General features: G+C 64.2%; 13 protein-coding genes and 2 pseudogenes. 14 read left to right on the top strand and 1 reads right to left on the bottom strand.

Annotated features, from left to right (window positions below; all coding sequences use genetic code 11):
* Positions 1-37: 37 nt before the first annotated feature.
* Both NQV17_RS29650 and NQV17_RS38120 read left to right on the top strand, forming a co-directional pair.
* A pseudogene (locus NQV17_RS29650) lies at positions 38-343 on the top strand (transposase); the annotation flags it as partial.
* An 87-nt stretch (positions 344-430) separates the two neighbouring features.
* A complete protein-coding gene (locus NQV17_RS38120) occupies positions 431-748 on the top strand; it encodes a nuclear transport factor 2 family protein (protein ID WP_374692769.1) in 318 nt (105 codons plus the stop codon).
* 513 nt (positions 749-1,261) lie between these two features.
* Here the strand turns inward: NQV17_RS38120 and NQV17_RS29640 are convergent.
* Entirely contained in the window at positions 1,262-1,513 is a 252-nt protein-coding gene (locus tag NQV17_RS29640; RefSeq protein WP_257775002.1) for a hypothetical protein, read from the bottom strand.
* A gap of 32 nt (positions 1,514-1,545) precedes the next feature.
* Between NQV17_RS29640 and NQV17_RS29635 the strand changes: the two genes are divergently transcribed.
* From NQV17_RS29635 to NQV17_RS29580, 12 genes and pseudogenes are all read left to right on the top strand, one after another.
* Positions 1,546-3,825, top strand: a complete 2,280-nt coding sequence (locus tag NQV17_RS29635) for a sigma-54 dependent transcriptional regulator (protein ID WP_257775001.1) — start codon at positions 1,546-1,548, stop codon at positions 3,823-3,825.
* Positions 3,826-4,199: 374 nt separating this feature from the next.
* Positions 4,200-4,388 carry a DUF1843 domain-containing protein gene (locus NQV17_RS29630; protein WP_257775000.1) on the top strand — a complete coding sequence of 63 codons (189 nt, stop codon included), beginning with the start codon at positions 4,200-4,202 and terminating at the stop codon, positions 4,386-4,388.
* A 48-nt stretch (positions 4,389-4,436) separates the two neighbouring features.
* Complete coding sequence (locus NQV17_RS29625; protein ID WP_257774999.1) at positions 4,437-5,054, top strand: DUF1842 domain-containing protein; 618 nt, start codon at positions 4,437-4,439, stop codon at positions 5,052-5,054.
* A gap of 46 nt (positions 5,055-5,100) precedes the next feature.
* Complete coding sequence (locus NQV17_RS29620; protein ID WP_257774998.1) at positions 5,101-5,688, top strand: DUF1842 domain-containing protein; 588 nt, start codon at positions 5,101-5,103, stop codon at positions 5,686-5,688.
* Positions 5,689-5,817: 129 nt separating this feature from the next.
* Entirely contained in the window at positions 5,818-7,266 is a 1,449-nt protein-coding gene (locus NQV17_RS29615) for a GDL motif peptide-associated radical SAM/SPASM maturase (protein ID WP_257774997.1), read from the top strand.
* 207 nt (positions 7,267-7,473) lie between these two features.
* A complete protein-coding gene (locus tag NQV17_RS29610; protein ID WP_257774996.1) occupies positions 7,474-9,324 on the top strand; it encodes a hypothetical protein in 1,851 nt (616 codons plus the stop codon).
* A gap of 26 nt (positions 9,325-9,350) precedes the next feature.
* A complete protein-coding gene (locus NQV17_RS29605; RefSeq protein WP_257774995.1) occupies positions 9,351-11,771 on the top strand; it encodes an SAM-dependent methyltransferase in 2,421 nt (806 codons plus the stop codon).
* Entirely contained in the window at positions 11,768-12,553 is a 786-nt protein-coding gene (locus NQV17_RS29600; protein ID WP_257774994.1) for a hypothetical protein, read from the top strand. Before NQV17_RS29605 ends, NQV17_RS29600 begins: the two co-directional genes overlap by 4 nt.
* Positions 12,550-13,725: a hypothetical protein gene (locus tag NQV17_RS29595; protein WP_257774993.1), complete on the top strand. Its 1,176-nt coding sequence runs from the start codon at positions 12,550-12,552 to the stop codon at positions 13,723-13,725. Before NQV17_RS29600 ends, NQV17_RS29595 begins: the two co-directional genes overlap by 4 nt.
* A 16-nt stretch (positions 13,726-13,741) precedes the next feature.
* Positions 13,742-15,472: a hypothetical protein gene (locus NQV17_RS29590; protein WP_257774992.1), complete on the top strand. Its 1,731-nt coding sequence runs from the start codon at positions 13,742-13,744 to the stop codon at positions 15,470-15,472.
* 973 nt (positions 15,473-16,445) lie between these two features.
* Positions 16,446-16,613 (top strand): annotated as a pseudogene (locus tag NQV17_RS29585) (integrase core domain-containing protein); the annotation flags it as partial.
* Between the two features lie 245 nt (positions 16,614-16,858).
* The gene (locus tag NQV17_RS29580) at positions 16,859-18,118 is read left to right on the top strand and encodes a GTPase-associated system all-helical protein GASH (protein WP_257774991.1); all 1,260 of its coding nucleotides are present in this window, start codon (positions 16,859-16,861) and stop codon (positions 18,116-18,118) included.
* The last annotated feature ends 4 nt before the right edge of the window (positions 18,119-18,122 follow it).

The raw sequence follows: 18,122 nt of genomic DNA, 5'->3' as shown, positions 1-18,122 counted from the left end.
CCGTTACCCCTGACGGCTGACATTCTGCATGTACTACGGCGCCGAATTTACCGCTGCCAAGGTCATGCGCTGGCTGCGAGCTGCTGCCATCGGTCCTGCCTTCATCGCACCGGGCAGTCCGTGGCAAAACGGGTTCGTCGAGAGCTTCAACGGCAAGCTGCGTGACGAATTGCTGAACCGGGAATGGTTCCGCAGCCGCGCCGAGGCCAAGGTGCTCATCGAACGCTGGCGACAGTTCTACAACGAGCGCCGGCCCCATAGCGCACATCGCTATCAACCTCCCGCCAAGGTCCGTCGAGTCTGGCTGGATTCCGATAATATCGACGCGAGACTCACTGCTTGACTGGCTACAAAATTCCGCCGCAGGTCACTCCTGCTTTCGGCCGTTTTTGGAACAGCTCTTTTGGGCTGTAATTCAGCGAGCGAGGATATGACGGCTATACCACAACCAATCGTCAAGTTTATCGATAGCAGCAATCGCGGCGACGCAGCCGCGGTGGTCACATGTTTTACGCCGAGCGCCATCCTCCACGATTGGGGGCGACATTTCGAGGGCCATGAGGGGATTGCCGCTTGGGACCGAACCGACAATACAGGCGTCCAAGCCCACATCGACCCGGTGCGCGTCAAGACCTGCGGTGATACCGTTGTAGTAACCGTGAAAGTCAGTGGGAATGGATTCAATGGCACCGGTCACATGCACTTCCAACTTGAGGGTGAGCGGATCGCGAGGCTTGACATTAAGTGAGCATGCTCATGGTGGGCAGTCCAGGATGGGCCACGCGCGCAAAATTCGGGCGGCGTTCGACTGTTGGAAATTTGATTTATAGGTGAATGGATGGCGCATATTCATGCTTGGTTGAAAAAAATGTGGGGAAACTAACACTGCTTGATTGTAAGTGTATTGAAATAATGTGGTCACACAAGAATTTGTATCGGGATCCATGTGACCTCGACACTTATTCGACAGCACCAAACCGTCGCGATGGTCGCGCGGCGGAACTCGACATCCTGCTGATTTTGCAGCAATCGATCTCCGCTCCAATGCTCGGATTGACTTGAAAACCGCAGTGAACGTACCCGGCACTCCGTATCGTCGGCACTGGAGAATTGTCCCTGATCAACTACGCCGGTCAGCCTGCGGCACGTCGTGAACAAAAATGACAATTATTACGTGCCACGCCAGCGGACGTTTAAAAATATTCCATCCCCATTTATTTTAATCCTTGTCTTACGAATTCACGCTACACTGTTTTAAACTTCAGCCAACATCCAGCCGTGACGATTTAAGAATCAGAAATCTGACGCGATAAACGTGCTGCAGGTTGATTCGACAGGTGCCGCCGTTGTGCCTTGTCAAAAAAAGACTGGAAAAATCGCTCTCGAATTCGACCGAATAGGAAAGAGCATGCCAAAACCGGGGACAGAAATCGGCAGCGCGGGCAGATTGCCCGCGTCTGAAGCGACGGCGCGAGCCGGCACCACTGTTCGGCGGGCCGACGTCGTCCAGCACCGGCGTGCATTGCGATTTCCGCGCATCACGCGATGAATTCGATATGGAACAGGGCCGCCTCCGGCCCGGACGTGTGCGCACTCGACCCGGGCGCACCTGAAGCACATGCGCTGATCGGCGTGTCGTCCGCGTTCCGCCAGATGGTCGGGATGATCGACCGTGTCGCGCCGACCGAGCACACGCTGCTCATCGTCGGGCCGACCGGATCCGGCAAGGAGCTCGTCGCGCGGCGTCTTCACGCAAACGGACCACGTCGCGACAGGCCGTTCATCGACGTGAATTGCGGTGCGATCCCCCACGACCTGATCGAAGCGGAGTTCTTCGGTCATGTCCGAGGTGCCTTCACGGGCGCCGTCGACCACCACCGCGGCCTGTTCGAGCAGGTAGGTTCGGGCACGCTCTTTCTCGACGAGATTGGCGAGCTCCCCCTTGCGCTGCAACCCAAACTGCTGCGCGTGCTCGAAACGCGCACGTTCCGGCCGATCGGGGCATCTGCAAGCCTGAGGTTCGAGGGGCGCGTCGTCGCGGCGACGCATCGAAACCTGCTGGAAGAAGCGCGCGCCGGCCGATTCCGCGAAGACCTGTTCTACCGGCTCGCGGTATTCATCCTCAACGTGCCGGCGCTCGCGCAGCGAAGCGAAGACATCCCACTCCTTGTAGCCCACTTTGCGGCCCAGCAAGCGCGCGCGATCGCGTTCACGCCGGCAGCAATGAAGCGGCTGTGCGAACAGCCGTGGCCAGGCAATGTCCGCCAGTTGCGCAACGTCGTCAGTCAGCTGAGCGTGTTTGCGCAGCATGCGCGGATCGACGCCGAGACCTTGGCACCGTTTCTGGCGACGGAGGCGCTCGACGACGCCGCGCGTGCGCATCTCGCGGATCGCCTGCTGGAGCTTGGCGGCGACGACAAGCTGGCCGCGGCCGAACGCTTGCTGATCGATCGCGCGCTGGAGAGGACGTCGAATAACAAGAGCGCTGCGGCCGCGATGCTCGGTGTCGGCCGCAAGGTCATCGAGCGCCGGCTCAAGGCACGCGAAGCGCAAAACGGGGAAGCGAGGCAGTGTCTGGAGCGCGCGGAAGCGCTGGCCGGCACCGTCCGGTTTCGCGACGCCGTTGCGCTGCTGCGTCGCTGCCTCGATCTGCTGCAAAAGGCCAGCCAGACCGAAGACAGCCGCCGACTGCAGTTCGGCGCGTATCACCTGCTTGCAGTCAGCCTGCGCAGCGTCCATGGCTGGCAGTTTCCCGAGGCAATAGCCTGTTACAAAGCGGCTTTGTCGATCGGCGACGGCGTATGCGACCCGTGTGAACTCGCGGCGGTTCAATTCGGCGTCTGGACGACACAACTGGTGACGCTGCAGCTCAGCAAGGCGCGCGCCACGGCTCAGGAACTTCTTCAGCGCGCGCATGCGATGGGGGAGCGGGCCGCGCTCGACGAGGCCCACGTCGCGCTGGCCAATACGCTGTACTGGCTCGGCGACAGCGAGGAAGCGCTGGCATCGCTGTCCCGCGGCGGGTTGCGCGGCATCGGCCGCGCCGACCGCCGGCTCGGGGTCCAGGGCGTCGATGTCGCGGGACTCGCCTTGACTGTCGAGGGGCTCGCCGCATACCAGACGGGGGCGGTCGACGACGCGCGCCGTGCGATGGACGGTTTGATCGCGCGAACGGAGGAAGAACATCCGCATTCGCCCGGTCGCGCGGTCGATCTGCAAGGCGCTGCATGGCTCGCGATGCTCTTCAACGACACCGACCGGCTTGGGGATCTGACGAGCGCGCTCGACGCTGCATCGTCAGCCGGTGGTCCGGCTTGTTGCAGCGGAGCAGCCCGAATATTCAGGGCCTGCTATCTGAGCGCGGCCGGCAAGCACGGCGAAGCCGAGGCGATGCTGCTGGACGGCTACGACAACGACATCGCAAAGCATGGCGGCGCGCTGTTCTATTCGATCAAGACCTGGAAGCATGGCGAAATCCTGTTGAGCACAGGGCGTGCGCGACAATGCGAAGCGCTCGCTTCCGAGGCGATCGACGAAGTGATACGCAGACAGGAGCGTGCTTATCTCGGCGAGTTGCTGATCGTCAAGGCACGTGCGCAATGGATGCTTGGCGACACCGGCGCGGCCGAGCAAGGGCTGCGCATCGCGATCTCGACGGCGTTGGCGCTCGGCTCGGTACCCGCGCGGCTTGCCGCGACGACGTATCTCGCGGATCTGCTGCGACAGTCCGCGCGGACGACGCCAGCCGTCGAAGCGCTCGAGCGACCGTTACACGTGCCTGTGGCTGCGCTCCCGGGCCTGATCCAGGCGCCCGGGCTGCTGTAGAGATTGCGTCAACGCGACTTTCTGAATGTGCAGCACGACGGGTTGGGTTCCCTGCCCCTGGAGTCGTGCATTCCTCCTTCGCTGATCGATCTTCTCCAGCCGCCGCGCTCGTGGCGATCCATCCATACCGTCTTCCCTCGAGTCTCCGGTCTTGACTGTCATCGCGTCCGATAGGCGGAACTATCTAGCCGCACATGGACGAACTCGTCCGGTCGCTTGCTGCGCGATGGACGAATTCGTCCTTTGATCGGCGAACCGCAGCGGGGATCCTGTGGGCGCATGCCGGACGCGCGGCAACTGGCACATGCGTTGCTTTGTCTGGTGCTCGCGGAGGCTCCGCGAATCGGGGCGACCATCTTTTCAGCGAGAACGGTATGAACAGGGAAACCGGGCATGTCATTCCGCCTTACGGCGTAGCAATCCACCAGGCCATATCGGAAGGGGACCTGACAAAAATGAAGGCTTTGCTGAGCCAGGCCGAAGAGGTCCTGAAGCAGCACGGGGATCTTGCCGCTGCGGTCGGCAAGCTCAAGCAGGAAATCGTGAAGCGCGAACGGTCCTGACCGGTCGTCGCGCGCATCGCCGTTTCGTTCACCACCCAGGAGGACCAGATGTCCGAAAGCACACGTACAGGGCTTTTCCCGGCCGGCTACCTCATCGGCCCGGGGTTGCCGGGCGCTCCGACTCTCAGGCTCGCGCTGCTCGTCGACACTCCCGAGCGCAGTGTGGTCGGCACCGCGACAGTCACGCAGGCAGTGAACCCGCCCGTCGAGTTTCATGCCGACGTCTGGGGCAACTACACGTACCTGGCGCTGATGCCGCCCGTCAACACGCGCATTCTGGTGACGCTGCAGGGCAATGATGGCGGACCGAACGCGAATTCCATCGTGACGTTCCGGCTCCATCTCGTGCTGGAAAACGACTGGCAAAGCGGTGTGGCCTCCTACAGCTATTTCGACAATGGCAGCTGGCACGCAATCGAGAACGTACCGGCAAAGATCGATCGGGAATTCGTGCCGCTCGAGCCGGGCCCGGCGATCCTGGAGCCGCACGGCGGGCCGCGGCCGTTGTACGGGGCGCCCATTCAACAGGCGACTGCCTCGGGCGATCTCGCACACATGAAGACGGTGGCCGCTGCCGCGAATCATCAGTTGCAAAGCCGCGACGAAATCGCAGCGGCGCTGGCTGCGCTGAAGGCGGAAATCGCCCGTCTGGAAGCTGGACAGTGAGCCCGGCCGGGCTTTTCCGATCACTATTCGCTACAGGAGCTACGTAATGTCCGCCGCTCTCTTTCCCGTGAATTTCCGCGTCGCAACACCAGCAATAGGCGCACCTGTCCTCACGCTGGCGCTGCTCGTCAACCCGCCGGCCAAGAAGGTCAGCGGCGTTGCTCGCATCACCCAGACAACCTGGCCGCCACTTGAATTTCGTGCGCAGGTATGGGGCCAATACAACCAGATGGTGCTGGCGCCTGGCGCCAAAGCGCAACTCGTCCTCAGCCTGCAAGGCAATCCGTCGGGGCCGACCAGCGGCCTGGCCGAAACGTTCCGCCTCCAGGGCATCGTCGAGGCGGACTGGAAGTCAGGTGTCGCCAGTTACCGGTTCTTCGAGGGAGAACGCTGGCACGAAGTCGAACACGCGATCATGACTGCGACCGGCGCGCTGCAGCCGCTCGAGCCACGACAACAGCCGGTGACGCCGCTGTACGGTGTCGGCCTGCAGCAGGCACGGCAATCGGGCGACCTCAGTCGCATGAAGGCGCTGGCACGTGTGGCCGAACAACAGCTCGCTGACGCCGGCCGCATCGAGGAAGCGCTCGCCGGCCTGAATGCCGAGATCGCGCGGCTGGAAGCGAGGCGCTGAGCATTTGCAACGCGGGGAACGCGTGCCGCTGTCCGCGGCGCGCGTTGCGGGCAGAGGGCAGGAAAGTCCGCGGACAGTCGGCTCGACAAGACGCCGACGCGGGCGAAACGACACGGGAAGGACATCGGCATGGACGAGACCCAAGTACACCCGGTTCGATTCCTGGGCGATGAGGACTACAAACGTTTCATCCCGGTTCATGTCGTTTGGGAAATCACGCTGGCTTGCGATCTGAAGTGCCTGCATTGCGGATCCCGTGCAGGCCGCCGGCGCACCAACGAACTGTCGACGGACGAGTGTCTCGAGGTGATCGAGTCGCTGGCCAGGCTCGGCACGCGCGAGGTGTCGATGATCGGCGGCGAGGCCTACCTGCGCAAGGACTGGACGCAGCTCATCAAGGCCATCCGCTCGCACGGGATGTATTGCGCGGTCCAGACGGGGGGGCGCAACCTGACGCCGGCACGGCTTGCTCAAGCCGTCGAAGCGGGGCTGAACGGCCTGGGCGTGTCGCTGGACGGCCTGGCACCGCTGCACGACAAGGTGCGCAACGTCCCGGGTTCGTTCGACCGGGCTGTGGATGCGCTCAAGCGCGCCCGCGCGCATGGTCTTGCGATCAGCGTGAATACGCAGATCGGCTCGGCGACGATGCGCGATCTGCCGGCGCTGATGGACACGATCATCGAGATCGGGGTCACGCATTGGCAGATTCAGCTGACGGTCGCAATGGGCAACGCGGTCGATCACGACGAATTGCTGCTTCAGCCGTACCAGCTCGAGGAGCTGATGCCGTTGCTCGCCGATCTCTACAAGCGGGGTCTCGATCGTGGCCTGCTGATGAACGTCGGCAACAACATCGGCTACTTCGGCCCGTATGAGCATCTGTGGCGCGGTTTCGGGGACGAGCGGGTGCACTGGACCGGATGCGCGGCCGGGCAGACCGTCATTGCGCTCGAAGCAGACGGCACCGTGAAGGGTTGCCCGTCGCTGGCGACGGTCGGCTTCGCGGGGGGCAACGTCCGCGATCTGTCGCTCGAGCAGATATGGCGGACGAGCGACGCGATTCATTTCGGCAGGCTGCGATCCGTGGACGACCTGTGGGGATTCTGTCGCACGTGCTACTACGCCGACGTGTGCCGCGGCGGCTGCACGTGGACATCGCATTCGCTGCTCGGCAAGCCGGGCAACAACCCTTACTGCCACTATCGCGTGCTCGAACTGAAGAAGCAGGGCCTGCGCGAGCGCATCGAGAAGATTGAGGATGCGGCGCCGGCGTCGTTCGCGGTGGGTCGCTTCGATCTCGTCACCGAACGCATTTCGGACGGCGCGCCCGTGTCGAGCATTTCCCGGTCGGGGCAAACCGTCGAACTCGCGTGGAAACACAAGGGCAAACGTGCGCCGGATGTCGGGAGAATCCCGCCCACGCTAGGTCTATGCCGTGCCTGCAACGGCTACGTTCACCCCCATGAACGCGAATGTCCGCACTGCGGCGCGGACATCGAGGCCGCTGCGCGCGCTTACGAGCAGGATGCGCAACGACGCAGTGCGCTCATCCGGGAGGTCGAGCGCCTGCTGAGTTGACCGGCGCCGGCGGCGCGCGTCCTTTCTCGGGGCACCGACCGTACGCACCGCGATGCCGAGCCACTTCGCCCGGCACTGTCGTGCATCGGGACGGAGTCGGCGCGGTGTTGCCGTCGAAGCGGAATCCGCAAGATGCGGGCGCCCTGTCCGCCGGTCCGACAGAGCGCGAATCAACTTCCACAGGAGGTCAGCAATGGATACGCGAGTTTGTCAGCGGTCCGATCGGTCGTCGTGTTCACCGTATCGCGCAAGGGTGCAATGAACATGGCCACTTACCCGATCAACATCACCAGCACGTACGGCGCGGCGGTGAATGTTTACACGACGATGTCGCCGACCCCGACCAATCCGCCGTCGACGGATCCGTCGGCGTACATCCCGACCTACACTCTGCTCGGCAGCGTCCCGGCCGACGGTACCGGCCACTTCACGACCGACGAGCCAATCGCGCGCGTCGTGATCACGCGCCAGACGGACGAATTTCCGCTCAAGGTGGCCGTCGCGGAAGCGCTCACGCCCGGCTCGCAGATGATTCCGCTCGCACAGGCCGACGCGGACATCGCGCAGGCAGGCTGGAATTTCTACCGGAATACCGTGAGCCAGCCGTTTGCGCCGATGGCGCTCAACTTCAACGCGCTGGTCGAGAATACCCCGGTGACCAGCCTGCCGGATGCGGCGGCTACCTATTTCTCGCAGAACGGCGCAGCGGGGCTCACTTTTGGCCTCTACTCCGCACTCGGCTACTGGGCGACGAACCAGCTCTATGCGTTCCCCGGCACATACTATTGCTACGAACCGCCGGCAGCGAGCTCGATGGGCTTCATCCTGCCGACGACCTGCGTCGGCACACTGACGATCACCGGCGGCAAGGCGACGTACACGCCCACCGAAGGCGCGTCGATTCCGCTCGATTTCGCGACCTCGCAGCTATCCAGCGCAGGGGCAACCGCGAAGAACGGCATGCTGCTCACGGCCGTCATACGCGACCTCGCGTGGGAAGGGCACCCGGACACGATCACGTGGGCGTTCGTCGGCACGTACAACGGCCAGCAGTTCATCGCGCAGTCCTACCAGGACCCGAATCTGCCGTGGTACGCGGTGCTCTACGACCTGGTCTACGGCGCGTTCTTCACTGTCCAGCTCGCGATGGCGGTCGATGCGGCGATCAACCTGCTGGGCGCGATTCCCGGCGGGCTGCAATGGCTCGCGAATAACGTCGGCGAGATCGCCGGCAAGATCCGCGGCGCGCTGAACGCGAACGGCGACAGCGCTGCGCCGGACAGCGCGGTGGGCGACGATGCCGATCCCATCAACGTGGACGTCGACATTGACATCGATATCGACGTGGATGTGGACGTGGACATCGATATCGACGTGGACGTGGACGTGGATGTGGACATCGACGTGGACGTGGACTTCATCGCAGTGGTTGATGTGGACGTGGATGTCGATATCGACGTCGATATCGATGTCGTGACCGACAGCGACATCGACATCGACGTGGACGTGGACATCGACACCGACGTCGATGTGCAACCCGGGACGGTGTCGCGCGTGCTCGGTGCGGTCGGCAACTGGATCATGACGAAGGCGCTGCCGACGCTCGTCGAAGGCGTCGCGATCTACGTCGCGTTCCAGACTGCCGGGAAGCTGCTCGACGCATGGCGGCAGCAGGACGAGCGCGACATGCAGAATCTCCAGCCGCGCCAGACGTCCGGGCTAGGACTGCTCGTCAACTACATGCTGAACGATCCGATTCCGGTCGACACGCGCTGGACCACCTTCAGCCAGTACGTGCAGGAAGTGCAGGGCGATTCGACAACGCTGCAGGTGACGCTGTCGACGATCCTGCAGACGAAGAACAGCCAGGCGGATACCGAGGCGCAGAACTGGCGCTGGCCGCAGGATGCCCAGAACGCGCTCGTCGCGCAGATGAAGCAGAACACCGGCGCCAACGCGTATCTGGCGTTCCAGACGCTCGCGAAAGCGACGTACCAGAACCGGCCGCTGCCCGTGAAAACCGGGGCGTCCGTTGCGATGGTCTACCTGAAGGGCTAATTGCCCGTCCGTCACGAGGATCGATCATGAGCACTGCCTGGTTGCAGCCGGACCATGAACGCTATCCCGATGCGGAAACGCATCGCCGCCGCTGGCGGCACCTCGCGCGCGAGATCGCGGCGCGCGCGGCGTCCATTACCGACGATCCGGCCGCGATTGCACCGCCGGCCCGGCCGGGTTCGCTGGAGATCCTCGGCTCCGGGATCGAGGCGAGCGGTTTCACCCGCGCCGACGAAGCGCGCATTCGTGCGGCGGAACATGTGTTCTTCTGCGTTGCGGATCCGGCGACGAAGGTCTGGCTGCTGCGCGAGCGGCCCGACGCCTACGACCTCTATACGCTCTACGACGACAGCAAGCGGCGCTACGTCACGTACATGCAGATGGCCGAGGCAATGCTGCATCCGGTGCGACAGGGGCAGCGGGTCGTCGCGATCTTTTACGGTCATCCGGGCATCTTCGTGCTGGCGACGCACCGGGCTGTGCGGATCGCGCGGCGCGAAGGGCATCGCGCCGAGATGCGCGCGGCGGTCAGCGCGCTCGACACGCTTTGCGCGGACCTCGGCGTCGATCCCAGCCAGCCCGGCATGCAAATGTACGAGGCGACGGACATGCTGATCCGGAGCCGGCGGCCCGATACGGGATTGCACCTCGTGCTCTGGCAGGTCGGGCTGATCGGCGAGCTCGGGTATCGCCGGCAGGGGTATCTGAACAGCAACTTCTCGGTGCTGCTCGACTATCTCGAGGCGCTATACGGCGCCGACCATCCGGTCGTGAACTATGTCGGTTCGCGCTATCCCGGCGTCGATCCGCTGATCGACCGCCAGACGATCGCATCGCTGCGGGATCCGTCGGTGCAGAACTGGGTGACGGGCATTTCGACCTTCTACCTGCCGCCGAAGGACGCGGCCCTCGCCGATGCGGCGATGCTCGACCGGCTCGGGTTGCTGCACCCCGGCCAGCCACTGCGCTCGACTGCCGATGCGTTGCGCGTGATCGATCGCTATGGTCCGCGCGAACGCCGGGCATTCACCGATTTCGCGACCTTCGACGTGCCGCAGAGCTACCAGTGGCAGCCCGACAGCGCGGCCGCGCAGTTCGTGCTGGCGTTATGCGACGATCCGCACCTGCGCGAGCGCTATCGCGACGATCCCGCCGCGGCCGTCGCCGGCTGGCCGGGCCTGTCGCCACGCGAGCGCGAGCTGCTGAGCCGGCGCGACGCCGGCGCGATCCAGCTCGCCGCGAAAGGGCTGCGTGCCGGCGGGGAGCCCGAAAACCGCCGGCTGCTGAGCCTGCTGCTCGACCTCAAGTCGGCGAGCGCGACACTGCTCGCGGGGGTCAAGCGCGCGCCGGCCGGCCGCGTCCAGGCGGCGGCCGCGTCGTGGAGCGGCGCACGCGGCATCGCGGCCGAATGGGCCACGCTCGCCGCCGATTTCCAGCAACTGCTGCGTCGCGACCTGGCGGTGTGGAGCGGCTTCTATCTGGCCACCGGGCACGCGCTGTCGCTGTCGGTGTTCGGCCGGCCGGACGGCGGCGTCACGCGCATCGACCTGAACGGCGTGCGCGTGCAGGGCGCGCGCTTCGACAAGGGCGTGCTCACGTGGTCCGGCGATGCCGGCAATCCGTGCTCGGGCTACCTGCAACCCGACCTGCGCCCCGGCGGCCAGCGGCGCTGGGTCGGACTGATCTGGCCGGCAGGCGCCCATCCCGATACGTCGCACAAGCTCGTCGTGGACGAGTGCCTGGCGCGCCCGCGACTGCCGGCAAGCGCGATCGCAGGCATCTATCGATGGCTCGCGCCCGATGGCGACGAGCACCGGGTCGCGATCCTGCCGACGCCGGCCGGGATGAGCGTCACGCTCGACGGCACGCCAGTCGACGAACCGCTGACGATCGGCCGCGACCACTTCACGCTCGGCGAACGCCGCGTGCCTCTCGCAGCCCGTATCCGCGACGATGCACCCGTTGCGCACCTGCATGGCGAATACCGGTTGCTGCTACGGCATGGGGCGCTGGCCGAGGTGACCTCCGCGTGCGTCGATGCCGGCGGCTTCTCGATCGGCGGGCGGCGCGTAGCGGCGACGTTCGACGGCGACGCGATGCAATGGCGCGACGGGCCGCCCGCGATGGCGAGCGGATCGCTGACGTTCACGCTCGACCCGGTCACGTTGCGTCCGCTCGTGCACGGCACCGCGCACGGCGCGAGCGGCGCGAGCATCGCGTTGCGCGGGATGGCGGTTGTGAGCGACGCCGACGCCGCCGTGCTCGCCGCGACGCCGCGGTTCGGGCTGCCCGACTGGGCGTGGGCGCATCTCGTCGCGATCATGGCCGGAGCGAGCCGCAAGGGCGGGCTGTTCCTGTGGCACGGCTACGAGCGCGCATCGACCAATCTCGCGCGTGTCCGCCAGGTGCTTGCGCGACTGCATCGGGACGGAGCGGACCACGCATGAGCACCGTCATGGCCACCGACGCGTCGATTGCCGACGTCGATCGTGCGCAACTCGTACGCGACGCGGGGCCGCGGCCGCGACGCACATGGGTGCTGCTCGACTACGACACGGCGCGCTTCCCGTTCGCGGCCGTACTGAGCCGCGACGTGTACAAGGTACAGCGCCTCGACCGGCTGCATGCATACCTGCTCGACCATCGGCGGCGCAACGGTCGCAGCGCGCGGATCGGCCCGCGCGACAACCTGATGGTGAGCGCGATGATGGAGCGCCAGCCCGCCGACGCCGATTTCTGGAAGCTCTACCACAGCTTCATGCTCGCGCAGCTCGCGCCGCTGGTCGGGCGTGGGATTTCGTACACGAGCCATCCGAAGCTGCGCATCCACCTGTCCGGCACGGCCAGCATCAGCTCGTTCCATCACGACATCTGCGTCACGCGCCGGATCGACCAGATCAACTTCTGGATGCCGTTCACCGACGTGTTTGACGGCGCGGCGCTGTGGCTCGAGCGCGACTACGGCAGCGGCGATTTCGAACCAGTGCCGGTGCGATACGGCCAGGTGCTGATCTTCGACGGTGGCTATCTGGGCCACGGCACGGTCGCCAATCGTTCGGGCGTGACGCGCGTGAGCCTGGACATGCGGTTTTCTTACAAGCGGGCGACGACGCGCGCCGAAGGCGTCGCGCTGATGGACCGGATCGTCGACGTGCTCGAGCGGCCGCGCGGCAGCGGCGACGACGCGGGGCCCGTCGAGCGATCCCTGACCACGCAGGAGGCACCATGATTCAGGAACTCGGGCAGCAGCCGCTGGCCGTCGCGGCGGACGTGACGGGCCTGGGACGCAACCGGCCGCGATCGGTCGGCGCGGTGCATTTCGGCCCTGACGGCGCGAGCGTCGCGACCACCGGCCAAGCCAGCTACGCGAACGTGTCGGACGCGGGCGGCACGATCCGCTATGCGGCGTCGCTCGCGGGCGGCGCACCCCATTCGACGTCCGACATCGTCATCGATGCGCAAGGCCGCGCGGTGTCGTCGGCGACGCGCCTGCTCACCGCCGACGGCACGCTGCGGCGCACGGTGCAGGGCATCTATCGCGCGCTGGCGCTCGACCCCGCCGGGTGGCCGACCGACGGCGTCGCGCACTTCTCGCTCGCCGGCCCCGACGGGGCGCCAAGTCATGTCGCCGAGATGACCTACGCGAACGAACGGCCGGCGCATTACTCGCTCGTCGACCATTCATCCGGCGGGACCGGTGCGATCGCGGGCCGCCTCGAGATCGATTTCGCGAACGCCGTGCTGGTCGGCACGCGGCTCGCAGGCGGCGAACTGACGATCGCCCGCCATGCCGGCCCGGCACTGACGCTCGCGAGCACCGCGCGCTCGATCCTGACCGCGCACGGAACTCCCGGCCGGCTGCTCACCATCAACTACGCGGAAGACGGGGCAACCGTGCGCCAACGCGTCGAGTCCGACTACGGCGGCGTCGCGTTCGATGCGCGCGGCAAGATTCTCGACGGGCATTTGCTCGTCGCGCTGCAGCCGGCGGGCAGCAACACGCAGATGCTGACGCTGTTTCGCTTCACGAACGGCAAGCTGACCTCGACGCGCGTGTTGAAACCGGGGGACCCCGTGCCGCCGCCGCGCGAAGCCGCGCCGGCGAGGCCCGTGCCGGGGCCCTGGCAGCCGACGCGTGCGCCGGATCGGACGAGGCGGGCGTTCCGCGCCGACGGCAGCCTCGCTCAAGTGCGCGACGAATGGATGTCGGGTGGCGGCGCCGCGCCGTGGCGCTCGCTCGTCACGGGTTTCGCGACCGACGGTCGGACCGCCGTGCGTGTGACCGACGTCGACTATCGCGCGGCTCAGTTTTCGACCGACGGGCAGCCGATCGGCGGCACGATCATCTCCACCCGATTCGAAGGGGGCGTGCGCTCGAGCACGACCCGTGTCGTGTACTAGACGCAAGGCGGCGCACATGCCGCGAGCGACGTCATCACCGTCAACCCGCGTTGTTCCTACACATTTACGGAGAAAAGCGATGGCTATCAACAAGAACTGCTCGATCACCAACAAGTCGGGCAAGAGCGTCGTCGTGCTCAATGCGTTCAATTCGTCGACCAACGTCGCGCAGAACTCGCCGAAGCAAGGTTATCTGCAAGATCTGACGCTGCTAGCGCTGTCGTCGGGCAATAAGGTGCTGGCCAACGGCGCAACGGGTGCGGTCACGCTTGACGGAACCTACACCGATTCGAAGGGGCAAACCAAGCCTTGCTTCATCTACCAGTTGCTGATTTCGCAGCCGGACTCGCTGTTCCCGGTGATGTCGGTCGGCGAAGCGCTCGATTTCAGCACACAGGGTTACCCGCCGATCTCGGTGACCGAAGCTGCTGCCACCAACATGGCCAAGGCGCTCAGCTTCTGCCAGAACATCATGACGTCGCCGACGTCGAAGATGGCGACAGGATTCCAGAGCGCGATGACCGATGCGTTCAAGTTGCCGTCCGTGTCAGACAGCGAGAAGGCGATCGCCGCCTTCTTCAACCAGTACGACCTGTTCAAGGGGCTCGACTTCCCGAGCTACGTCGCGGTCAGCACCTGGCTGCGCGGCTATGCGTATCTGTGGGGCATGGACGACAACGGTCAACCGGGCCGGACCTACTATGTCTATTCCGCGCCGGGCGACGGCAAGACCGGCGCGACGTCCGAAGGCACGATCGTGTTCGCTAGGAAGTCTGGTGCACCGTCGCCGGCTGACCCGGCCGACCGCTTGAGCGGCATGACGATCACGCTCACCGGATCGAGCGGCTCGACCAGCACGCTGTCGTTCGACAATGGGCAGATCGTCGATACCGCCGGCGCGGTTGCCCTCAATGCGGCGTTCGGCTTCAAGGGCACCTTCACGGGCAAGGAGAGCGATACCACCGCGTGGCCGATCCTGACCGGCACGATGCTCAACAAGAAGGTGATCGCGATCCCGCTCGCGCCGGAGTCGGGCTGGGACAAGTTCTGGTCGAACCTCACGTTCGAGAAGGTGCTCGGCTACTTTCTGCAGGCGATGGGCGTCTGGATGGCGATCGATTTCCTGAAGCAGAAGCTGACCGGCAAGGACAACAAGCTCCAGGATGACCAGGCCAACGAGAATCGCGGCGATGCGCCCAACCAGCAACAGCAGCAGGATGCGCAGGATGCCGGCAACGAGATCGGCAACGACGCGCGGCAACAGGACCAGCAACTGGCCGACCGGGCGGCGGGCGACGGCAACGTGCAGGTGCCGGCGGACGATGCCGCGTTCGCGAACGATGTGAGCGCGGCGCGTCAGTCGGGTTCCGACGCATACAGCGACGTGGCCGGGGACAACATCGGCGGCGGGATCGACAGCGCAAGCACACAGCTCAAGGATCTCGCGCAGATCGAGGTCAACGAACAGATTGAGGAGGCCGAGGGCAACCTGGTAGACGCAAGCTCAAAGCTCGAAGCCGGTCAACTGAGCGAAGCGAACCAAAGCCTCGGCGACGTCACGCAGTCGCTTCCCGACATCGTCGAGAATCTCGGCGACCAGGTGAGCCAGCAACTGAAGGAGCAGGTCGAGGAAGCCGTCGAGGTGCAACAAGAGGCGTCTGACGTTGCCGAAGAGACCAGCGATAACGCCGACGAGGCGGGCTCCGGCGAAGAGGAGCCATTTGACGACCCTGTCATTCCCGAGTGAGCGGGAGCGGGGATTCGTCGATCCGTCGGGCCACCCGTATGGGTGACCCGACATTCGCGTGTCCGGCTGCACACCGGTTCCGATCCGGTCGCAGCCGGTTCTCTTGTCACTCCCGCAGCGGTCAGCGCAGTGGGAGGAACGCATAAGCGCGCGAGGCGACGCACATGATCGCGGGGCCGGCGGCGGTCATGCCGCATTTGTCATAGCCGGGCGAATTATCGAATCTGCGCGACGGCGCACACATGTGCGGCGCTCGCGCGCCACGCACAATGAGCGACGAACTGGATTGAAATGAGCGTCGCGATATCCGAGCATCGTGGGCGAACATCTTTCGATGCCGCAAGCAGGTCGCAATTTACGGGAATGCGGCGCCCATGAGAACGACTGAATTTGGCGCAGCCGGAACAGAGATGGCGTCAGCAAGATAATCTCTCTTATCACTACAGCACGATTGATGTGCAAAACTGGCCGGCCGGAAAATGTGCCCGACCTCCGTACTTCGAGCGATCCGGTCTTCAAGAGCTTGCCTAACATCGACGAACTGGCCGCGCTGCGTGTCTGGGATGCCGGCACCGCCAATAGCAAGACGGGGAGCGTTACATGCCGGAGTGGATTCGGGGAGGGCAGTCCGCGCGCGGCGTGCTCGGCAGTCTTCACTGTCAGGTGGTGAAGGTCGCACGATAGGCGAGGCCGCGCGATCTTGCCAAGGTGCTGATCAATCCAGACGGTGAGCATTTACGGGAAGCGAACACGATTGCCGACGCAATGGAGCGGATTCGGCATGTGCGCGCGACGACGCCCGTGCGAGCCACTGAACGAAGACGGCCGGATCGGCGGGCGCCGGGCGGCGTGCCTGCGAATGGTTTGTGTTCGCCAGCGTCCCTTTGTGGGACCGGAAGCGGTGCTCGAATAGGGCCGCTGCCCAAGACCGAGAGCGTCAGGCTGACGCTCACATGCCCCGCCAGCCTGAAGGCAGACCATGAAGCACAATTACGTCGCCTATATGGACAAGCCCGACGCGCCAACGGCGCTCTCGCGTCTGGCCATTGCGTTTGAACATTACAATGAGCGCCATCCGCACAAAGCCCTGAAATACCGCTCGCCTCGCGAGTTCAGGCGAGCAGCGGCGTCATCAAGCTAACGGTGTCCAAGTGTTCTGAGTTACAGGGGCAACTCCACCTGGCAAACCGGTAAAGCCGCATATTTGAGGTGTTATCAAGGACTTGGGCGAATTCGATGACGGGCAGAGAGCGGAGGCCACCGTCACTGACCGGATCCAGGATGTGGACAGGATGGCGTATCCTACGTCTTCGAATCGGCGGTGAGCGAACGGGCGTGACCCGGTTTCGAAGAGAACCGCGAAAACACTAACAAGAAAGGTTAAGAATGGCAGTCGACATCGTTGCACAGTTCCTGAACACACGGGCGCTGGACCTCGGTCCCGATGATGCGCGTCTCGAAAAGGTGAAACTTGCCGCGGAGCAGGTTAAAAACCGTTGTCTGGAAAACAGAGCGTTAGCAATTCCGTTGACCATGATCCCGTTTGCAGAGGCGATGCCTGCTGATGACTCGACTGTCCAGATCGTCCGTCAGGCAGTTTCAGACCACTGGAACACATACCTTAGCTTGTTTCCTGATGAGCCCTGGACTCTCTATCAGGCAGTTGCGCTTCAGGCTGTCGTGAGCGCCGCTGAAGAGGATAGTGATGTGCTTGCCGCGGCGGTGCTGTCTTCACGCAATGCCTATCTTTGCGCATCGACACGACAGGCGCAGGCCATTGCGAACGCTGCGTTTTCCGAGCTTGACCGGAAGTATGAGGCTGCGGCTAGGTCTCAATGGGCCCTGACAGAGGTTCAGATCAGCAAGTTACCGACGATAAAGCCGCCGGCTGACCAAGTAGGGGCTGGATTCGACGAGGAGAGGTTGAAGACAGGCCTCGTGGCGGCAGCTTCACCAAATCCACATCATCCGCAGAACAATATCAACGCATGGGCGACCGAGTTTGGTAGCCGGGCGGCGAACGCGATTGCGGGCGCGTTTGACGACGGTGAAGGCGAGATAGGCACAGTGCTTGACAGTCTGTCAAAGTCTGTCGCGGCAGAAGTGAATCGTTGGGCAAGAAGTGTGTCGGCTGCCATTGCAGGATCTTCGCGAGCTGTCAATAAGCGCACGAGCCTGCTGTGGTGGAAGGAAGCGATGTTTTCACCGAGTCTGTCCGAGGGGTATCGAAATCTGCTACCGGCCGTTGCCGCGACCGCGGCGAGTGTTGACCTGCAGTCGCTTGTTGATGCGGCACATCCTCTAAGCGTCGAATTCTTCCTGCGAGGGATGGTGAGTGTCGTTACCGGTCAATCCGGTGCTGACAAAAAGTCGTTCGGCGCCTGGCTCGGGGATGTGCTGGACGATGCGCGCGGACGACAGTTGTTTGAACGGCTCGTACTGGACAAGCCGCAAGGAAACGATATCGCTCCCGTTGTCCGACTGATTGCTGGAGTGAGCGGCGGCTCCGTGAGCCTCGCAGAGGTCTTTACGCGTTACCCACAGTCGATAGAGGAGATGGAGATTTCCGCAGAGGACTTCTCTGTCTGGCTATTTCGCGAACTGCGGGCGCTGGATTTCTCGAACGTGACGACGGTAGAAGCTTGAACAC

The sequence above is a fragment of the Burkholderia sp. SCN-KJ genome, from assembly GCF_024656005.1.
GTDB lineage: Bacteria > Pseudomonadota > Gammaproteobacteria > Burkholderiales > Burkholderiaceae > Burkholderia.
Note: the sequence above shows the minus strand (reverse complement) of the source record. Positions and strands in the feature narration are given on the sequence as shown.

Coding starts and splice junctions, on each gene's coding strand:
- NQV17_RS38120 (WP_374692769.1), top strand. CDS start 431: ATGACGGCTATACCACAACCAATCGTCAAGTTTATCGATAGCAGCAAT.
- NQV17_RS29635 (WP_257775001.1), top strand. CDS start 1,546: ATGAATTCGATATGGAACAGGGCCGCCTCCGGCCCGGACGTGTGCGCA.
- NQV17_RS29630 (WP_257775000.1), top strand. CDS start 4,200: ATGAACAGGGAAACCGGGCATGTCATTCCGCCTTACGGCGTAGCAATC.
- NQV17_RS29625 (WP_257774999.1), top strand. CDS start 4,437: ATGTCCGAAAGCACACGTACAGGGCTTTTCCCGGCCGGCTACCTCATC.
- NQV17_RS29620 (WP_257774998.1), top strand. CDS start 5,101: ATGTCCGCCGCTCTCTTTCCCGTGAATTTCCGCGTCGCAACACCAGCA.
- NQV17_RS29615 (WP_257774997.1), top strand. CDS start 5,818: ATGGACGAGACCCAAGTACACCCGGTTCGATTCCTGGGCGATGAGGAC.
- NQV17_RS29605 (WP_257774995.1), top strand. CDS start 9,351: ATGAGCACTGCCTGGTTGCAGCCGGACCATGAACGCTATCCCGATGCG.
- NQV17_RS29600 (WP_257774994.1), top strand. CDS start 11,768: ATGAGCACCGTCATGGCCACCGACGCGTCGATTGCCGACGTCGATCGT.
- NQV17_RS29595 (WP_257774993.1), top strand. CDS start 12,550: ATGATTCAGGAACTCGGGCAGCAGCCGCTGGCCGTCGCGGCGGACGTG.
- NQV17_RS29590 (WP_257774992.1), top strand. CDS start 13,742: ATGCCGCGAGCGACGTCATCACCGTCAACCCGCGTTGTTCCTACACAT.
- NQV17_RS29580 (WP_257774991.1), top strand. CDS start 16,859: ATGGCAGTCGACATCGTTGCACAGTTCCTGAACACACGGGCGCTGGAC.